Origin of the sequence: Streptomyces sp. NPDC127117 (assembly GCF_042677325.1) — a bacterium.
Taxonomy (GTDB): domain Bacteria; phylum Actinomycetota; class Actinomycetes; order Streptomycetales; family Streptomycetaceae; genus Streptomyces.
In genome coordinates this window covers 76782-93757 of record NZ_JBHXTM010000018.1, presented here as the reverse complement: position 1 = coordinate 93757, position 16976 = coordinate 76782, and the positions used below count along the sequence as shown (strand labels likewise).

13 protein-coding genes and 1 tRNA gene are annotated in these 16976 nt (G+C 69.5%); 7 read left to right on the top strand and 7 right to left on the bottom strand.

Going from position 1 to position 16976, the window contains the following annotated elements:
- Positions 1-7: 7 nt before the first annotated feature.
- A complete protein-coding gene (leuA, locus tag ACFVH0_RS18015; protein WP_385821228.1) occupies positions 8-1774 on the bottom strand; it encodes a 2-isopropylmalate synthase in 1767 nt (588 codons plus the stop codon).
- A 165-nt stretch (positions 1775-1939) separates the two neighbouring features.
- Between leuA and ACFVH0_RS18010 the strand changes: the two genes are divergently transcribed.
- From ACFVH0_RS18010 to ACFVH0_RS17985, 6 genes are all read left to right on the top strand, one after another.
- Positions 1940-2641, top strand: a complete 702-nt coding sequence (locus tag ACFVH0_RS18010) for a FadR/GntR family transcriptional regulator (RefSeq protein ID WP_385821226.1) — start codon at positions 1940-1942, stop codon at positions 2639-2641.
- Between the two features lie 524 nt (positions 2642-3165).
- Entirely contained in the window at positions 3166-4494 is a 1329-nt protein-coding gene (locus ACFVH0_RS18005) for an extracellular solute-binding protein (protein WP_385821224.1), read from the top strand.
- A 171-nt stretch (positions 4495-4665) separates the two neighbouring features.
- Positions 4666-5664 (top strand): carbohydrate ABC transporter permease, encoded by a 999-nt coding sequence (locus ACFVH0_RS18000; RefSeq protein ID WP_385821223.1) that lies wholly within the window; start codon positions 4666-4668, stop codon positions 5662-5664.
- A 15-nt stretch (positions 5665-5679) separates the two neighbouring features.
- Entirely contained in the window at positions 5680-6603 is a 924-nt protein-coding gene (locus ACFVH0_RS17995; RefSeq protein ID WP_385821221.1) for a carbohydrate ABC transporter permease, read from the top strand.
- A gap of 131 nt (positions 6604-6734) precedes the next feature.
- Entirely contained in the window at positions 6735-8198 is a 1464-nt protein-coding gene (locus tag ACFVH0_RS17990; protein WP_385821219.1) for a GH1 family beta-glucosidase, read from the top strand.
- Positions 8199-8302: 104 nt separating this feature from the next.
- Entirely contained in the window at positions 8303-9334 is a 1032-nt protein-coding gene (locus tag ACFVH0_RS17985; protein ID WP_385821217.1) for a LacI family DNA-binding transcriptional regulator, read from the top strand.
- A 35-nt stretch (positions 9335-9369) separates the two neighbouring features.
- On the opposite strand, the gene ACFVH0_RS17980 is transcribed toward ACFVH0_RS17985, so the two are convergent.
- From ACFVH0_RS17980 to ACFVH0_RS17960, 5 genes are all read right to left on the bottom strand, one after another.
- Entirely contained in the window at positions 9370-9744 is a 375-nt protein-coding gene (locus ACFVH0_RS17980; protein WP_385821215.1) for a hypothetical protein, read from the bottom strand.
- 112 nt (positions 9745-9856) lie between these two features.
- Positions 9857-10576 carry a hypothetical protein gene (locus ACFVH0_RS17975; RefSeq protein WP_385821213.1) on the bottom strand — a complete coding sequence of 240 codons (720 nt, stop codon included), beginning with the start codon at positions 10574-10576 and terminating at the stop codon, positions 9857-9859.
- A 643-nt stretch (positions 10577-11219) separates the two neighbouring features.
- A tRNA-His gene (locus tag ACFVH0_RS17970) sits at positions 11220-11292 on the bottom strand.
- Between the two features lie 126 nt (positions 11293-11418).
- Positions 11419-12021: an oligoribonuclease gene (gene orn / locus ACFVH0_RS17965; RefSeq protein WP_124717565.1), complete on the bottom strand. Its 603-nt coding sequence runs from the start codon at positions 12019-12021 to the stop codon at positions 11419-11421.
- 9 nt (positions 12022-12030) lie between these two features.
- Complete coding sequence (locus ACFVH0_RS17960) at positions 12031-13266, bottom strand: helix-turn-helix domain-containing protein (protein WP_385821211.1); 1236 nt, start codon at positions 13264-13266, stop codon at positions 12031-12033.
- 951 nt (positions 13267-14217) lie between these two features.
- Here ACFVH0_RS17960 and ACFVH0_RS17955 point away from each other — a divergent pair.
- Entirely contained in the window at positions 14218-14739 is a 522-nt protein-coding gene (locus ACFVH0_RS17955) for a universal stress protein (RefSeq protein ID WP_189547056.1), read from the top strand.
- Between the two features lie 379 nt (positions 14740-15118).
- Here ACFVH0_RS17955 and glmS read toward each other — a convergent pair whose 3' ends face one another.
- Complete coding sequence (glmS, locus tag ACFVH0_RS17950; protein WP_385821209.1) at positions 15119-16948, bottom strand: glutamine--fructose-6-phosphate transaminase (isomerizing); 1830 nt, start codon at positions 16946-16948, stop codon at positions 15119-15121.
- Positions 16949-16976: the final 28 nt, after the last annotated feature.

Sequence of the window (16976 nt, the reverse complement as noted above, 5' to 3'; positions counted from 1 at the left end):
CCAGCCCTCAGCCCGCCCGGTTCACCGCCGACAGCACCGCCAGGATCGAGGCCGTGAGGACGGAGGTGTCCTGACCCGCCCCCCAGCGCAGCTCCCCGCCCACCCGGCACTCCACGTACGCCATCGCCGGGCTTCCCTGCCCCGAACCCGTCGCCTGCTCGGCGAAGTCGAGGATGTCCACCTCGATGCCCGCGGCGGCCAGCGCACGGGTGAACGCCGACACCGGGCCGTTGCCCGTGCCCTCGTAGTCGCCCTCCCGGTCGTCCACCCGCAGCGTGCAGATGAAGCGGTGCTCACCGGCCGGATTCCGGTCCGTGGACCAGGAGGTCAGGGCCACGTTCCCGGCCCGCCCGGGGGCCAGGTACGCCGCGTCGAACAGCTCCCACAGATCCTTCGGGGCGGCCTCCAGACCGCTGTCGTCGGTCGCGGCCTGCACCGTACGGGAGAAGTCCGCGCGCAGCCGGGCCGGCAGGTCCACCCCGTAGTTGCTCCGCAGCAGATGGGCGATGCCGCCCTTCCCGGACTGGCTGTTGACCCGGATGACCGCCTCGTACGTACGCCCCACATCCGCCGGGTCGATCGGCAGGTACGGCACCGACCACAGCTCGGAGCCGCTGCTCGCGTGATGGGCGAAGCCCTTGCTGATGGCGTCCTGGTGGGTGCCGGAGAACGCCGTGTACACGAGATCGCCGCCGTAGGGGTGGCGGGGCGGGACCGGCAGCCGGTTGCAGTGCTCGACGGTGTGACGGATCTCGTCGATGTCGGAGAAGTCGATCATCGGGTCGACGCCCTGGGCGTGCAGATTGAGGGCCAGGTTGACCAGGTCGACGTTGCCGGTGCGCTCCCCGTTGCCGAACAGGCAGCCCTCCACCCGCTGCGCGCCCGCCAGGACGGCCAGTTCGGCGCACGCGGTGCCGGTGCCGCGGTCGTTGTGCGGATGGACGGAGAGGATCACCGAGTCCCGCCGGTCCAGATGACGGTGCATGTACTCGATCTGGTCCGCGTACACATTGGGTGTCGCGATCTCCACCGTGGCGGGCAGGTTGTGGATGACCGGCCGGTCGGGCGAGGCGTCCCACAGCTCGGTGAGGCTGTTGCAGATCTCCAGGATGAAATCCGGCTCGGTGAGGATGAACACCTCGGGGGAGAACTCGAACCGGATGTCCGCCCCGGGCCGCGCCCGCGCCAGCCGTTCCATCTGCCGCGCGGACTCCAGTACGGTGCCGTGCACCTCGGCCCTGCTGCGGCCGAGCACCACGTCGCGCCAGACGGGCGCGGTCGGGATGTACAGGTGGACGACCGCGCGGTCCATCCCCTCGATGGACTCGAAGGTCCGCTCGATCAGGTCCGGCCTGGCCGGGGTGAAGACGACCACGGTGACGTCGTCCGGCACCGCGTCGCTCCCGGCCAGATGCCGGACGAAGTCGAAGTCGGTGCGGCTCGCGGAGGGATAGCCGATCTCGATCTCCTTGAACCCCATGGCGACGAGCAGATCGAACATCCGGCGCTTGCGCGGTGTGTCCATGGGCTCGGCCAGCGCCTGGTTGCCGTCGCGCAGGTCGACGGGCACCCAGAGCGGGGCACGTTCGATACGGGCCTGCGGCCAGGTGCGGCCGGTCAGGGGGACCTCGACGCGGTCGAACGCCGAGCGGTAGCGGTGCGAGGGCATGGAACTCGCCCGCTGCGGATTCCAGCGGGGCGCGTCGGCGGGCACGGGCCCGCGCGGGGTGCAGATGGTGGGGAAGCCGTGCATCGGTGACAGACGGTCGGACATGAAGAGGGCTCTTCTCGGATCGCCGGGTGCGACCGGCGCAGCACGGCATCCCGCGGAGGGGTGCCGGTCGCTTCAGGCCCCGCCGCGGCAGCCGAGAAGAAGGAGACCGCTGTGCGTCATGGCCGGTAGACTAGCCAGAAAGCAAGTCCTCAGACAACCTGACAGGTGAATCCGGTGTCCTCGCTCGGTCCGCTCCGCCCCAGCCCCCTGGTCGAACAGGCCACGAACCATCTGCGCGAGCAGATCACCGGGGGCCACTGGCCGGTCGGCATGCGGATTCCCGGCGAGACGACCCTGGCCAGGACGCTCGGCGTGGGCCGCTCCACGGTCCGTGAGGCGGTCCGGACCCTGGCCACGCTCGGGCTGCTCCGGTCCCGGCAGGGTGCGGGCGTCTTCGTCATCGCCGACCGGGTGACGGAGGACTGGCCGACCAGGCTGCGCCGGGCCGCGATCACCGATGTGTACGAGGTGCGCATGCTGATCGAGGTCCAGGCCGCCCGGCTGGCCGCCCGGCGCCGCACCGACGAGGACCTGACCGTGCTGGACGCGGCGCTCGCCGCGCGGCGGGCGGCCGGGGCCGGGGGAGACGCGGAGTTCGTCGACGCGGACATCGCGCTGCACCGGGCCGTGGTGGTCGCCGCGCACAACCCCGTACTCACCGATCTCTTCGGCGAGTTCGCGCCCGCGCTGCGGCAGGGGCTCATCGACCTCGTGGAGCTCTTCGGCCTGCGCCGCGAGGATCCGGACCACGGCGACGCCACCCATGACGCGCTGGTGCGGGCCGTGGTGGCCGGGGACGCGGACTCGGCGGGCCGGGCCGCGCAGGCGGAACTCGAAGCCACGCTGGCCCGGTTGCGGGCGGCGTAGGGCGGCCGATTCCAAGGGGCTCCGGCGCCCGGCTTCGGGGAGAGAAGGCGGGCGCGGGCCCGATCGCCGTGCCGCGCGATGCCCCGTTCACCTTCCGGCGGGCCGGCCGGGGTGAACCACGCACGACGAGAACCGCTCCCGGCTGCGGGCGCGGCTGCGCGGTCCGGGGCGACCGATGGGGTGCGCCCTGCCCGTTGCGCCGCCGACCTGCGCTTTCTCCGGGCTGCGTGAAATCCCGGGCAGCGTATGCGGGTTGTGGCAAGGTCTCGGCGGGACACGGTCCCGTGACTTGCCGGACACGCTCGGGCAACGGAAGCGTCTTCAACTCTTGACACTCACCCCTTCAAGGCAGGAACCTTCCGACATCGACGCATGGGAGCGCTCCCACATCGGGTGGGCCCGCCCATCCGAACGGCACCACGCGTGCCCTCCCCCCACCGGAACGCCCCGGAAAGCCCAGCCCCGGAACCTCACACCCGGTACGTCACCCCGGAACGCCCCACCCCGGAACAAGGAGTAGTGGAATGCGCATCACCCGCACCGTCGCCGGCCGGAGCCGCAGAGCCGCGGTTCTGGCCACCACGGGCCTGACGGCCTCGGCCCTGTTGCTGACCGGCTGCAGCGGCGACTCCGACTCGTCGGGCAGCACGGGCCCCGACGCGAACGGGAACATCACGCTGACCGTCGCCGACTTCGGGCAGTTCGGTTACAAGGAAGCCGGACTCTTCGCCAAGTACCACGAGCTGCACCCGAACATCACGGTCAAGGAGAACGTCACGGCCGACGAGCAGGTCTACTACCCGAAGTTCCTCCAGCAGCTCAACACGGGCAGCGGGCTGGCCGACATCCAGGGCATCGAGGTCGGCCGTGTGAAGGAACTCGTCGACACCAGGGCGGACGCCTTCGTCGACCTGGCCGGGGCGGTCGACACCGGCCAGTGGGTCAACTGGAAGGCGCTGCAGGCCACCACCGACGAGGGCAAGGTCATCGGTGCGGGCACCGACATAGGCCCGATGTCGCTCTGCTACCGCCGCGACCTGTTCGAGCAGGCCGGGCTGCCGGTCGACCGTGAGGAGGTCGCCGCCAAGGTCGCCGGAGGCTGGGAGGACTACCTCAAGCTCGGCGAGGAGTACAAGAAGAAGTCCCCCAAGGGCACCTTCTACATGGATTCCGCCAGTGCCATGTACAACGGCGTGGTCAGCTCGAACGAGGAGCAGTACTACGCCAAGGACGGCAAGGCGATCTACAAGGACAGCGCCGGCATCAAGGCGGGCTGGAACCTCGCCGCCGAGGCCGCCGCGAAGGATCTGACCGCCGGCCTGGCCCAGTTCCAGGACCCGTGGAAGGCCGCACTGCGCAAGGGCACGGTTGCCACGGTCGCCTGCCCCGCCTGGATGGCCGCGCAGATCGCCACGTACGCCGGTGACGAGTTCAAGGGCAAGTGGGACATCGCCCGCACTCCGGGCCGGACCGCGGCCAACTGGGGCGGTTCCTTCCTCGCGGTGCCCGCCAAGGGCAGGAACGTCGAGGAGGCGCAGAAGCTCGTCAAGTGGCTGACCGCCCCCGAACAGCAGGCCGCCGTGTTCAAGGCCGTCGGTGTCTTCCCGTCGAACAAGGGCGCCTACGAGCTCCCCGAGGTGAAGAGCGCCAAGCTCGCGTACTTCAACAACGCCCCCATCGGCGAGATCTACGCCGAGGAGGCCCAGGTCATCCCCGCCGCCGTGCTGGGACCGAAGGACGGCATCATCAAGGACAGCATCTCCACCCAGATCAACAACATGGAGCAGCGGGGCACCGAGCCGGACGACGCCTGGAAGGCCGCCACGGAGGCCATCGACAAGGTGATCGGCTGATCCTCACCGATGCGGGCGGCCGGGACCTCACCCGCGCGTCCCGGTCCACCCGCAGTGGGGCCGGCCTCCGTCATCGGCCCCGCGCACGGATTCCGACACCATCGCCGGACCTGACCCGAACTCCGGCCTGCCCCTGCGGTGTCGGCACACCCCAGGGAAGGACTCCCACCTGTGGCAACCTCGATCCCCACCCGGGACGCACACGATTCGAAGCCGAGCCGCCGCGCCCCGAAGGCCATGCCCCCCGGCCGCCAGGCATGGCGCAGCCGGCTGTGGCGATTCGACGACAAGGCGTCTCCCTACGCCTACATCGCACCCTTCTTCCTCGTCTTCGGGGCCTTCGGGCTCTACCCCCTCCTCTACACCGGCTGGATAGCCCTGCACCGGGTGGAGATGATCAGCCTCGACCGGATGGAATGGGCCGGCTGGGAGAACTTCGGCAGGATCCTCCAGGACTCGGAGTTCTGGACAGCCGTCAGCAACACCTTCCTCATCGGTGTGATCTCCACCGTCCCGCAGTTGCTGGTGGCGCTGGGCCTGGCCCACCTGCTGAATTACAAGCTGCGTGCCAGCACCTTCTGGCGGACGGTGATCCTCACGCCGTACGCCACCTCCGTGGCCTCAGCCGCCCTTGTCTTCGCCCTTGTCTTCCGCGCCGATGGCGGCCTGCTGAACTGGGCCCTGGACTTCATCGGCCTCGGCGACATCAATTGGGCCAATGGCCACTGGTCGTCCAAGATCGCCATCTCGGTCATCGTGATCTGGCGCTGGACCGGCTACAACACCCTGATCTACCTGGCCGCGATGCAGGCCGTCCCGTCCGACCTCTACGAGGCGGCCGCACTCGACGGTGCTTCGCGCCGGCAGCAGTTCCTCAACGTGACGATCCCGGCGCTGCGGCCCACGATCCTCTTCACGATCGTCATCTCGACCATCGGGTCGATGCAGCTGTTCGGCGAGCCGCTGCTCCTTGAGGGCGGCACGGTCGGAGCGCAGGGGGGCAATGAGCATCAGTACGAGACGCTCAGCGTCTACCTGTACAACTACGGCTGGAAGCTCGGACATCTCGGTCCGGCCGCCGCAGTCGCCTGGGCCATGCTCGCCCTGCTGTTGCTCATTGCCGCGATCAACTGGCTCGTCGGGCGCTCCGTGCGCAAGACCTCGGCCTGACCGGGAGCGATATCCATGACCACGACCAGTCCCATCACCGCCCCGGACCAGCGCCACGTGCCCAGGGCCGCAGCCCCCGGCGCTCCTCCGCGGCGCAGCAGGTTCAAGCCGGGAGCGGGCCGCCAGCACCACGCCGGCCCCTTCGCCTACTTCGCCCTTGCCGTCGTCGGCATCGGCTCCCTCTTCCCGCTGTACTGGACACTCGTCGCCGCGTCCCGTACCCAGGACGAGGTGCTGGACACCACCCCGCCGCTCCTCCCCGGCGGCAACCTGTTCAACAACCTCGAAGCGGCCTGGGAACAGGCCCACCTCGGCAAGGCCATCTGGAACACGCTCATCGTGTCCGCCTGCATCACCGCGGCGACGCTCTTCTTCTGCACGCTGGCCGGCTACGCCTTCGCCAAGATGCGCTTCAGGGGCCGCGGCGCACTGATGTCCGCGGTCGTCGCCACACTCACGATCCCGCCGCAACTCAGCGTCGTACCGCTGTTCATGATGATGTCCGACATCGGATGGGGCGGTCAGCTGGAGTCGGTGATCTTCCCGACGCTCGTGAGCGCGTTCGGGGTGTTCTTCATGCGGCAGTACCTGAGCGAGGCGCTGCCCTACGAACTCATCGAGGCGGGCAAGGTGGACGGCGCGAACAACCTCCGTGTCGTGTGGAGCATCGTGCTCCCCGTGGCCCGCCCGGCCATGATGGTGCTGGGCATGCTCACCTTCGTACAGGCGTGGAACGATTTCTTCTGGCCGTACCTCGCCCTGAACCAGGAAAACCCGACGCTCCAGGTGGCCCTCGGCCAGCTGAGCGCGTCCTACGTCCCCGACCAGAGCATCGTGATGGCGGGCGCGCTGATCAGCACACTGCCTCTGCTCGTGGTTTTCGTGGTCTTCGGCAAGCGGATCGTCGGAGGGATCATGTCCGGCGCCGTCAAGGGATGACACCGCGTCACCCGCATTCCCGTCTCTCCCCGGACCGCCCGTGGGGCCCGTTCCCCGGCCACCGCCCGTACGGGCCCCGAAAGTCCCACCCTCACCTGCCCCTGCCCGTCCACCCCTGGGAGCGCTCCCGCATGACTGTCCTACGAACCGACACCGCCCCGAAGGCCGCCCCCGGGGCGGCGGAATTCCCGACCGGCTTCGTCTGGGGGGCGGCCACGGCCGCGTACCAGGTCGAGGGCGCCGCCGCCGAGGACGGCCGGACCCCCTCCATCTGGGACACCTTCAGCCACACCCCGGGCAAGGTCCGCAACGGGGACACCGGAGACATCGCCGCCGACCACTACCACCGCTACCGCGACGACGTGGCGCTGATGAAGCGGCTCGGCCTGACGGCCTACCGCTTCTCCGTCTCCTGGCCCCGGGTGCAGCCCACCGGCCGCGGCCCCGCCGTCGAACGCGGCCTGGACTTCTACCGCAGGCTCGTCGACGAACTCCTCGAAGCGGGCATCACACCCGTCGCCACCCTCTACCACTGGGACCTGCCCCAGGATCTGGAGGACGCGGGCGGCTGGCCCCAGCGGGTGACCGCCGAACGCTTCGCCGACTACGCCGACATCATGGCCGGGGCCCTCGGCGACCGGGTCGGCACCTGGACCACCCTCAACGAACCATGGTGCTCGGCCTTCCTCGGCTACGGCTCCGGCGTGCACGCCCCCGGCCGCACCGAGCCCGCCGCCGCGCTGCGCGCCGCCCACCACCTCAACCTCGCCCACGGCCGGGCGACCGAGGTCCTGCGCGACCGCCTCCCCGCCACCGCGCAGATCTCGGTCACCCTCAACCTCCACCATGTCCGCCCGCTGACCGGCAGCGCCGCCGACGCGGACGCCGCCCGCCGGATCGACGCGGTGGGCAACCGGATCTTCACCGGCCCGATGCTGCACGGCGCGTACCCCGAGGACCTGATCGCCGACACCGAGCGCCTGGTCGACTGGCCGGAGCTGGTCCACGACGGCGACCCGGCGGTCATCTCCCGGCCGGTCGACGTCCTGGGCGTCAACTACTACACACCGACGCTGGTCTCCACGCCCGCCGACGGCGCCGGCGACACGCGCGACGACGGTCACGGCAACAGTGATCACTCCCCGTGGCCCGGCTCCGAACACGTGGCCTTCCACCTCGCCGAGGGCCGTGAGCGCACCGCCATGAACTGGGCGATCGACCCCGACGGGCTGTACGACCTCCTCATGGACGTGGCCCGGGACAACCCCGGCCTGCCGCTGATGGTCACCGAGAACGGCGCCGCCTTCGACGACTACGTCTCGCCCGAGGGCCGGGTGGAGGACCCCGAGCGGATCGAGTACCTGCGCGGCCACCTCGACGCGGTGCGGCGGGCCATTGCCGCCGGGGCGGACGTACGCGGCTACTTCCTCTGGTCCCTGATGGACAACTTCGAGTGGGGCTACGGGTACTCCAAGCGCTTCGGCGCCGTCTACGTCGACTACGCCACCCAGCGCCGCATCCCCAAGGCGAGCGCCCACTGGTACGCCGACGTCATCCGTCGCCAGCGTAGGATGGGAGCGCTCCCAGAGGGGTGATGCGGAGCGGCAGCCCGTCCCCGCACGGGCTGCCGGAGGAGCCGAACACAGGACTTGGCCCGGCCACCCGGCTGTGAGAAATTGACCGCAAACGGGAGGCAGCCATGACGGCAGCGCGAGTACGGAGCGGTGGCCGGCCCACGCTCGAAGAAGTCGCGGCGCGGGCAGGGGTGGGGCGCGGCACGGCCTCGCGGGTCATCAACGGCTCACCGCGGGTCAGCGCACAGACCCGCGAGGCGGTGGAGGCGGCCGTCGCCGAGCTGGGTTACGTACCCAATCGCGCGGCCCGCGCCCTCGCCGGGAACCGCACGGACGCCATCGCCCTGGTGGTGCCCGAATCGGAGACCCGCTTCTTCGCCGAGCCGTACTTCTCCGACATCGTCCGCGGTGTCGGAGCGGCGCTCGCCGACACCGAGATGCAGCTGCTGCTCACCCTGGTCGGCAACGACCGCGAGCGCCGCCGGCTGGCCCAGTACCTGACCGCGCACCGCGTCGACGGGGTGCTGATGGTCTCCGTCCACGCCGACGACCCACTGCCGGAGCTGCTGGAACAGCTCGGCATGCCGGCCGTGATGGGCGGCCGCAGATCGGCCTCCGAGACGCTCGCCGCGGTCGACTCAGACAACTTCGGGGGCGCCCGCGCCGCGGTCGGCCACCTGGTGACCCGGGGGCGGCGCGCCATCGCCACGATCACCGGGCCCGGGGACGTCTACGGTGCGCAGCGCCGCCTGGACGGCTACCGCGCCGCGGTCCACGAGGCCGGTCTCGAACCGGACGAGCGGCTGATCGGCGCCGCCGACTTCTCCGAGGAGGGCGGTGCCCGCGCCATGCGCGAACTGCTGGCCCGCCGACCCGACGTCGACGCGGTCTTCGCCGCCTCCGACGTGATGGCCGCGGGCGCCCGCCAGGTCCTGCGCGAGGCCGGCCGCCGCATCCCGGACGACGTGGCCCTCATCGGCTTCGACGACTCGGCGGTGGCCCGCCACATGGACCCGGCCCTCACCAGCGTCCGCCAGCCGATCGAGGAGATGGGCCGCACCATGGCCCGAGTCCTGCTCAAGGAGATCGCGAGCGAGACCCAGGAACGCCCCCAGATCGTGCTCCCCACCGAACTGGTCGTCCGCGACTCCTCGTGACGGGCGATTCGTGCGTCGCACCACAGGGGAGGCGGTCAGACAATGCTATTCATGGCGAAGTTGGTCCCTGCCTGTCCATAGATGGTGATCCGATAGCGATTCTGAGGGCCCGGGATGTGCTCGCCCATGGCGAACAACATCAGATTGTTGTTGTCCAAATAATAAAAGAGGGTGACGCTCGTCTGGAAATTTCCGGCACTGGCGTGCAGGACCGGAAATCCATTGAAGAGATACGGATGGGTTTGCAATCCTCCTGCGTTGAACGCCTGATTGAGGGCCTGTTTGAGATGGGCGAGCCTGTTGAGCATTCCATGCTGGGCGAGGACGTTGGTCAGGTAATTCTGGGCTCTGGGCTGATCCAATACTCCGGTCCGGCCGTTGCCGTTCGCCCTGAGGATGATCATGGGCATGAAATCATTCCTTTCCATTGCTGTCGGAGGCGGACTGCTGCCCGGGCCCGCCGCCAGGCCACGCCCTTCGTCGGACGAGCGCGGCCTGGCGCGCCGATCGTGATGTACCGGATCACGCGGAGGTCGGCAGCGACCTGTCCTGCTGGATCAGCAGGGGCGTGAGCAGGGTCAGGGAGTCGACGGGCGTCGTCCAGTTGGGCATGGTCGGGCCCCAGCCGTGGTCGACGTCGTAGGTGACGTCCCGCTGCTCCACGCCGGTCAGATCGACCAGGAGGCCGGGTCCGAAGGCCTGCTCGACGACGGTCGACGTCTCGATGACCGCCGTGGCGAACATCAGGAGGACCTTCTCCACCGGGGTGAAGAAGTCCAGATTCCTGCCGTGCAGCGGGAATGCGGCCAGCGGCGTCGCCTTTGCCGACTGTCCCGCCTCCACGTGGTTCAGCTGCGCGATGCCGGATGTGAAGGGCCGGGTCGTTTCGTTGTCGACGGTGATGCGGCGCGAGGAGCCCGGACTGCCCCCCACCGTGCCGGTGCCGGAGACGTTGTCGACCGTCAGGGTCTGGCCGAGGGCGATGTCGTAGCTGTTGATCCCGCTGATCGTGCCTTGCGGGATGATTTCTCTGCGCGAGGTGTAGGCCTGGTATTCGTCGTGCCAGGTGATGTTCGTCGACGTCGCGTAGTCGTCGGTGACGAACCAGACCAGCGGCTTGCCACCACCGGTCGAGGAATTCACCGCCTTGAACCCGTAGAGGTAGAAACCCTCATCCACCAACCTGTTGGTGGTTTCATCACTCATGGTGATCGTGATCTCGAACGAGGAGCTGACGGGCATGGGACTTCCTCTCTCTGCCGTGCGCCGCCCCGGAACCGTTCCTGGACGGGGTTCTGCGGTGCCGGCCCCGGGTTCTGTCCCCTGGGCCGGGGGAGCGGGCACGCCGGATCGCCGGCATGCCGATTCATGGGAGAAGGCTGGTTGAAAGCCCGGCTCGGGCAGCTTGCGAAGGCCTGCTGCCCGATGGCGTGGGGATGCGGTGTCCCCTCGTTCTGCTGCGAGCGGGAGAACGGACCGTTTCGCGAGATCAGTGCCTTTGGGGAGACATCCGCTGATGCTCAGGTTTACCGCTGGCCGGAAGAGGAAGGTCCTCTTCCTCCTTTTGCGCTCGATGACACGCTGACAAACGAGAACGACGGGTATGGACTGGCGGCGCCCGAGTCACGTACAGGAGCACGGGTCCGTTGCATTTCCCCGGCAGTGATTCCTCGCGCGCCGGAGCCGCTGACGCTGTGAGGGAGAGCACAGCCCCGCTCGATGGTCTGACGAGCCCTCACCCGAGTCGGGCGAAACCGGGGCTCGGCCCGGTCGGCGCGGAAGAGGGCCGGCGCGGGCCGGCGCCGAGGCGCCGGGGCGAGGGCCCAAGGTCCTGGACATGAAGAAGGCCTGACCTGTTTTCACAGGTCAGGCCTTGATCATTCAGGGTGAGTAACGGGACTCGAACCCGCGACATCCTGGACCACAACCAGGTGCTCTACCATCTGAGCTATACCCACCATGCCCGGTCTTTTTCTGACCGGCCGAGAAAAAGTGTACAGGGTCCGAGAGGGTGCTCGCGCCCCTGTTGTTCAGCCGCCGGTCTCAACCCCCGAAAGGGCTATGACCAGCGGCTTCGCAAGGTCCTACGGCGCGGGCGGTGCGACGCGGGCCGCGATGGCCTTCGCCCGCTCCGAGTCCGGGCCGGGCTGCGGTACGAAGACCGCCTCGCGGTAGTAACGCAGCTCCGTGATGGAGTCACGGATGTCCGCGAGCGCCCGGTGGTTGCCGTTCTTGGCCGGGCTGTTGAAGTACGCCCTCGGGTACCAGCGGCGCGCCAGCTCCTTGATCGAGGAGACATCGACGATCCGGTAGTGCAGGTAGCTCTCCAGAGCCGCCATGTCCCGCGCCAGGAATCCGCGGTCGGTGGAGACGGAGTTCCCGCAGAGCGGGGCCTTGCCGGGCTCCTTCACGTGCTCGCGCACGTAGTTCAGCACCTGGGCCTCGGCGTCGGCCAGGGTGGTGCCCCCGGCCAGCTCGTCGAGGAGGCCCGAGGCGGTGTGCATCTGCCGCACCACCTCGGGCATGGTCTCCAGGGCCGCGTCCGGCGGGCGGATCACGATGTCCACCCCTTCACCGAGCACGTTCAGCTCCGAGTCGGTGACCAGTGCGGCCACCTCGATGAGTGCGTCTTCCGTCAACGAGAGCCCGGTCATCTCGCAGTCGATCCACACCATGCGGTCGTTCATGGCCCCACCCTACGGGGCACTCCGTTGACCCGGCAGGGTCGGGCGCCCGGTCGTGTACGCGTCGGGGCCGGGTTTCCCCTGCTCCGACTGGGCCGGGCCGGCCGTCGGCGACGTGATGACATGCGGGCCCGACGGGCCCGCCGTGGCCGTGGCACGCCGGATCGGCGCACCGCCCTGGGCGGGCACGACCGGCTCGATCACCGGGGCCACCGGCTCCGCGCCACCGCCCTGCGGACGGCGGGCCCGGTAGGCGGCCCGGTACGCGGCGGGGGAGGAACCCAGCTGACGCCGGAAGTGTCCGCGCAGTGCGACCGGCGAGCGGAAGCCGCAACGGCCCGCCACCTCGTCGACCGAGTACTCGGACGTCTCCAGCAGCCGCTGCGCCTGCAGCACCCGCTGGGTGATCAGCCACTGGAGCGGTGCGCTGCCGGTGAGCGAACGGAACCTGCGGTCGAAGGTCCGCCTGCTCATGTAGGCGCGCGCGGCCAGCGTCTCCACGTCGAACTGCTCGTGCAGATGCTCCAGTGCCCAGGCCACGACCTCTGCGAGCGGGTCGGAGCCGATCTCCTCAGGTAAAGACCTGTCGAGATAGCGCTCCTGACCGCCACTGCGCCGCGGCGGCACGACGAGCCGGCGGGCCAGTGCCCCGGCGGCCTCCGTGCCGTGGTCCGTGCGGACTATGTGCAGACAGAGATCGATCCCGGCGGCTGTGCCGGCGGAGGTGAGCACATCGCCGTCGTCGACGAAGAGCTCACGCGGATCGACGTGGACCGACGGATAGCGCTTGGCCAGCGTCGGTGCGTACATCCAGTGTGTGGTCGCCGGACGGCCGTCCAGCAGACCCGCGGCGGCGAGCACGAAAGCACCCGTGCACAGCCCGACGATGCGGGCGCCCTCCTCATGGGCGCGGCGCAGCGCCTCCAGCGCCTCGGCGGGCGGCGGCGAGGTGATCGAACGCCAGGCGGGCACCACGACGGTGCCGGCCCTGCTGATCGCCTCCAGCCCGTAGGGCGCGGTGAGTTCGAGTCCCCCGGTGGTCCGCAGCGGCCCTTCTTCCCCGCCGCAGACGAGGAGTCGGTAGCGCGGAACTCCCGCGTCCTGGCGGTCGATTCCGAACACGGAGAGCGGGATCGAACTCTCGAAGATGGGGCCGCCGCTGAACAGCAGCACGGCGACGACTTCTCGTCGTCGACGGCCACTGAGCTTCCGTACAGCCTCCGTTGCGGCGGCGGAGTCCTGGCTCATGACGCTAAGCCCCCCTCGGTGTTCGCGTCTCCCTGGTCCTTACGGGCCTGTCGCTCCTGCACTTTTCCCCTCGGTCCTGCACGAGTTCCCCAGACTTCGATACCCAAGATCGAATCTACTGCGTCCCATGGTGCCGTCGTGACAAGTTCACCAACCGGCGTTATGTCGACAAGGCAACTTGGCGGGAAGCATTCGATCACGAAGCGTTTCATCCGGTGGACGCTCAGGGAAGTGCGCCTGGCGTTCATGGCCCGTCCCCGTTGGGTGGAAGCGTACCGCGCGGTCTCTTCCTGCCTGGTGACAAGGGGGTTGATCGGCCAATTCAGCAAGGTGTCGGTAGGGGTGTGAAGTTGGCTGAAAATAGATGGTTGTGCATGTGTGATTCAGTCATTGAACCGGCGCACAACCCGGGTGATCAACCGCTTCTTTGCGCCCCCTGGGCAGGTCGGACGGCTGATCGTACGGAACGGACCGGTGGCAACCGAAGGCGATCGGATTCCGCCGGGCGGGCCGGTGTCCGTCGCCGGCCCGGCGGCTCGCCGGGAACGGGGCGGACGGTCCGGAACGGGCGCGGTGTGACGCCCGGGGTCGGGTCGTCGGCCCCGGGGTCGGCGCCGGGGCGGTGATCGGTCCGGCGTCCGCGCGGGGGAGCGGAGATCGTCCGGCGCCCCGTACGGGTGACGGATACGGCCCCGTCCGGTCACGGAGGGCGGCCGTCCGGGCCCGGCGGCGTCCGTGTACAGCGCAAGCGGCATTGCCATCCGGGGCCGCCTCGGGCATGCTCCGTGAAACGTCGCGCGCGCTTTGCGCGGGTCTGGGCAGTGGAGGAATGGCGCCGTACCCTTGGGGGTAAGGGGTTGGGAAGATGATTCCCGGACACCGCAACACCGCTCGCTGACGCACCTTCCCCAAGTCGCTCTCCTCACGAGGACTCTCTTCGCCGAGACACCGATGGCCGGTCACGAAATCCCCGAACCCGCCGACCGCAAGCAGGTGGCCGACCCCATGTCGGACCCGCAGACGGTCGAAGAAACACGTCATTCATGCGACCCCGCGTTCCGCCATGGGGTCGTCGTCGGCTTCGACGGCTCGACCTCCAGCGAGCGCGCCCTCGCCTATGCGATCGGGATGGCCCGAAGATCGGGCTCCGGCCTGATCATCGTCCATGTCGCCAATCGGCTGCCGACCACGGTCTGGGCAGGCTGCGAGCCGCCCGTCTTCGTGGATGTGCCCGACCACCGCACCGAGGTGCTCGGCCTGGAGCTCGCCTGCGCGGACTACCTCTCCGAGGTCCCCTGGGTCCTCGTCGAGCGCGGCGGGGACATCTGTCACGAGCTGGAGGAGGTCGGCCGGGAGTACTCGGCCGACGCCATCGTCGTCGGCTCCACGCACGGCATCGTCGGCCGGATCTTCGGCTCGGTGGCGGGCCGCCTCGCACGGCGCGCGCAGCGCCCGGTCGTCGTCATCCCCTGAGTGCCCGGCACCCCGGCAGCCCCTTCCGTCACTCCGGTGGTCCGTTGTGACGTCCCTCGTTCAACGTGGCGTCAAATCGCCTGCGTAAACCGGCATTTGATGTCCGACAGAGGTGGATTGCGCGCTTGTGAAGGGTATATGACGGTCACTCGGAGAGCGCTCGGCGACGATCGCACCGGGGTGGTGTGTGCTGCCGGCCGGGGCGTGACGGCCACGGCCGAGGCAGCGACCGGACCGGTGCGCCGGGGCAGGCGCCGGCCCGGCACGGGAGCGGCCCCGTACCCGCGGTGGCGGCGGGTACGGGGCCGCTCTGCGGGTACGGGGCCCGCCCCGGCAAGGGCGTACACGGGCCCTGCCCGGCAGCGGCCGTACGCGGGGGCTACTCGACGGTGACGGACTTCGCCAGGTTGCGCGGCTTGTCGATGTCACGGCCCATGGCCAGCGCCGTGTGGTACGCGAAGAGCTGGAGCGGGATGCCCATCAGGATCGGGTCCAGCTCGTTCTCGTTCTTCGGCACGACGATGGTGTGGTCGGCCTTCTCCTGCACCTGGTGGGCGACGGCGAGGATGCGGCCGCTGCGGGCCTTGATCTCCTCCATCGCGGCGCGGTTCTTCTCCAGCAGATCGTCGTCCGGCACGATCGCGACCGTCGGCATCGCGGGCTCGATCAGCGCCAGCGGCCCGTGCTTCAGCTCGGAGGCCGGGTACGCCTCGGCGTGGATGTACGAGACCTCCTTGAGCTTCAGCGAGGCCTCGCGGGCGACGGGGTAGCCGCGCACCCGGCCGATGAACATCATCGACTTGGCGTCCGCGTACTCGGCCGCCATCTTCTTGATCTCGTCCTCGTTCGCCAGGATCTCGCTGATCTGGGCGGGCAGCCTGCGCAGCCCGTCGATGATCCGCTTGCCGTCGGCGACCGACAGGTCCCGGATCCGGCCCAGGTGCAGGGCGAGCAGCGCGAACGCGACGACCGTGTTGGTGAAGCACTTGGTGGAGACGACACAGACCTCCGGGCCGGCGTGGACGTACGTACCGCCGTCGGCCTCCCGGGCGATCGCCGAACCCACCACGTTGACGACCCCGAGCACCCGGGCGCCCTTGCGCTTGAGCTCCTGGACGGCGGCCAGCACGTCGTACGTCTCACCGGACTGCGAGACCGCGACGTACAGGGTGTCCGGGTCGACGACCGGGTTGCGGTAGCGGAACTCGGAGGCGGGCTCGGCGTCCGCGGGGATACGGGCCAGCTCCTCGATCAGCTGCGCGCCGATCTGGCCCGCGTGGTACGAGGTGCCGCAGCCGAGGATCTTGATCCGGCGCACCCCGCGCGCCTCGCGGGCGTCCAGGTTGAGGCCGCCCAGGTGCACGGTGGCGAAGCGGTCGTCGATCCGGCCGCGCAGCACCCGGTCGACGGCGTCGGCCTGCTCGGAGATCTCCTTGTGCATGTACGTGTCGTGGCCGCCCATGTCGTACGACTCGGCCTCCCACTCCACGGTGGTCGGCGTGGCCGTCGTGGACGAGCCCTCCGTGGTGTACGTGCGGAAGTCGTCGGCCTTGAGGGTGGCCATCTCGCCGTCGTCCAGGGTGACGACCTGGCGGGTGTGGGCGACCAGCGCGGCGACGTCCGAGGCGACGAACATCTCCTTCTCGCCGATGCCGAGCACCACCGGGGAGCCGTTGCGGGCGACCACGATGCGGTCGTTGAAGTCGGCGTGCATGACGGCGATGCCGTATGTGCCCTCGACCGAGCGCAGCGCCTCGCGGACCTTCTCCTCCAGGCTGTCCGCCTGGGCGCGGGCGATCAGGTGGACCAGCACCTCGGTGTCGGTCTCGGAGAGGAAGACGACACCGTCGGCGACGAGCTTCGCACGGAGCTCGGAGGCGTTGTCGATGATGCCGTTGTGGACGACGGCGACCTTGTTGTCCGCGTCCAGGTGCGGGTGCGCGTTCGCGTCGCTCGGGGCGCCGTGGGTGGCCCAGCGGGTGTGGGCGATACCGGTGGTGCCGGTGAAACGCTTGGGGACGCGGGCCTCCAGCTCGCGGACCCGGCCCTTCGCCTTGACCATCCGCAGGGCGGCGGGCTTGCCGGCCGACGCCTTGCCGGTGATGACGATGCCCGCGGAGTCGTAACCCCGGTACTCCAGCCGCTGCAGCCCTTCCAGCAGCAGCGGAGCCACATCACGCTTCCCGATATATCCGACGATTCCGCACATGGATTCTCTGCCCCTCCATCGACGTACC

Coding starts and splice junctions, on each gene's coding strand:
- ACFVH0_RS17985 (WP_385821217.1), top strand. CDS start 8,303: ATGACGGCAGCGCGAGTACGGAGCGGTGGCCGGCCCACGCTCGAAGAA.
- ACFVH0_RS17995 (WP_385821221.1), top strand. CDS start 5,680: ATGACCACGACCAGTCCCATCACCGCCCCGGACCAGCGCCACGTGCCC.
- orn (WP_124717565.1), bottom strand. CDS start 12,021: ATGAACGACCGCATGGTGTGGATCGACTGCGAGATGACCGGGCTCTCG.
- glmS (WP_385821209.1), bottom strand. CDS start 16,948: ATGTGCGGAATCGTCGGATATATCGGGAAGCGTGATGTGGCTCCGCTG.
- ACFVH0_RS17955 (WP_189547056.1), top strand. CDS start 14,218: ATGGCCGGTCACGAAATCCCCGAACCCGCCGACCGCAAGCAGGTGGCC.
- ACFVH0_RS17980 (WP_385821215.1), bottom strand. CDS start 9,744: ATGCCCATGATCATCCTCAGGGCGAACGGCAACGGCCGGACCGGAGTA.
- ACFVH0_RS18005 (WP_385821224.1), top strand. CDS start 3,166: ATGCGCATCACCCGCACCGTCGCCGGCCGGAGCCGCAGAGCCGCGGTT.
- ACFVH0_RS17990 (WP_385821219.1), top strand. CDS start 6,735: ATGACTGTCCTACGAACCGACACCGCCCCGAAGGCCGCCCCCGGGGCG.
- leuA (WP_385821228.1), bottom strand. CDS start 1,774: ATGTCCGACCGTCTGTCACCGATGCACGGCTTCCCCACCATCTGCACC.
- ACFVH0_RS17975 (WP_385821213.1), bottom strand. CDS start 10,576: ATGCCCGTCAGCTCCTCGTTCGAGATCACGATCACCATGAGTGATGAA.
- ACFVH0_RS17960 (WP_385821211.1), bottom strand. CDS start 13,266: ATGAGCCAGGACTCCGCCGCCGCAACGGAGGCTGTACGGAAGCTCAGT.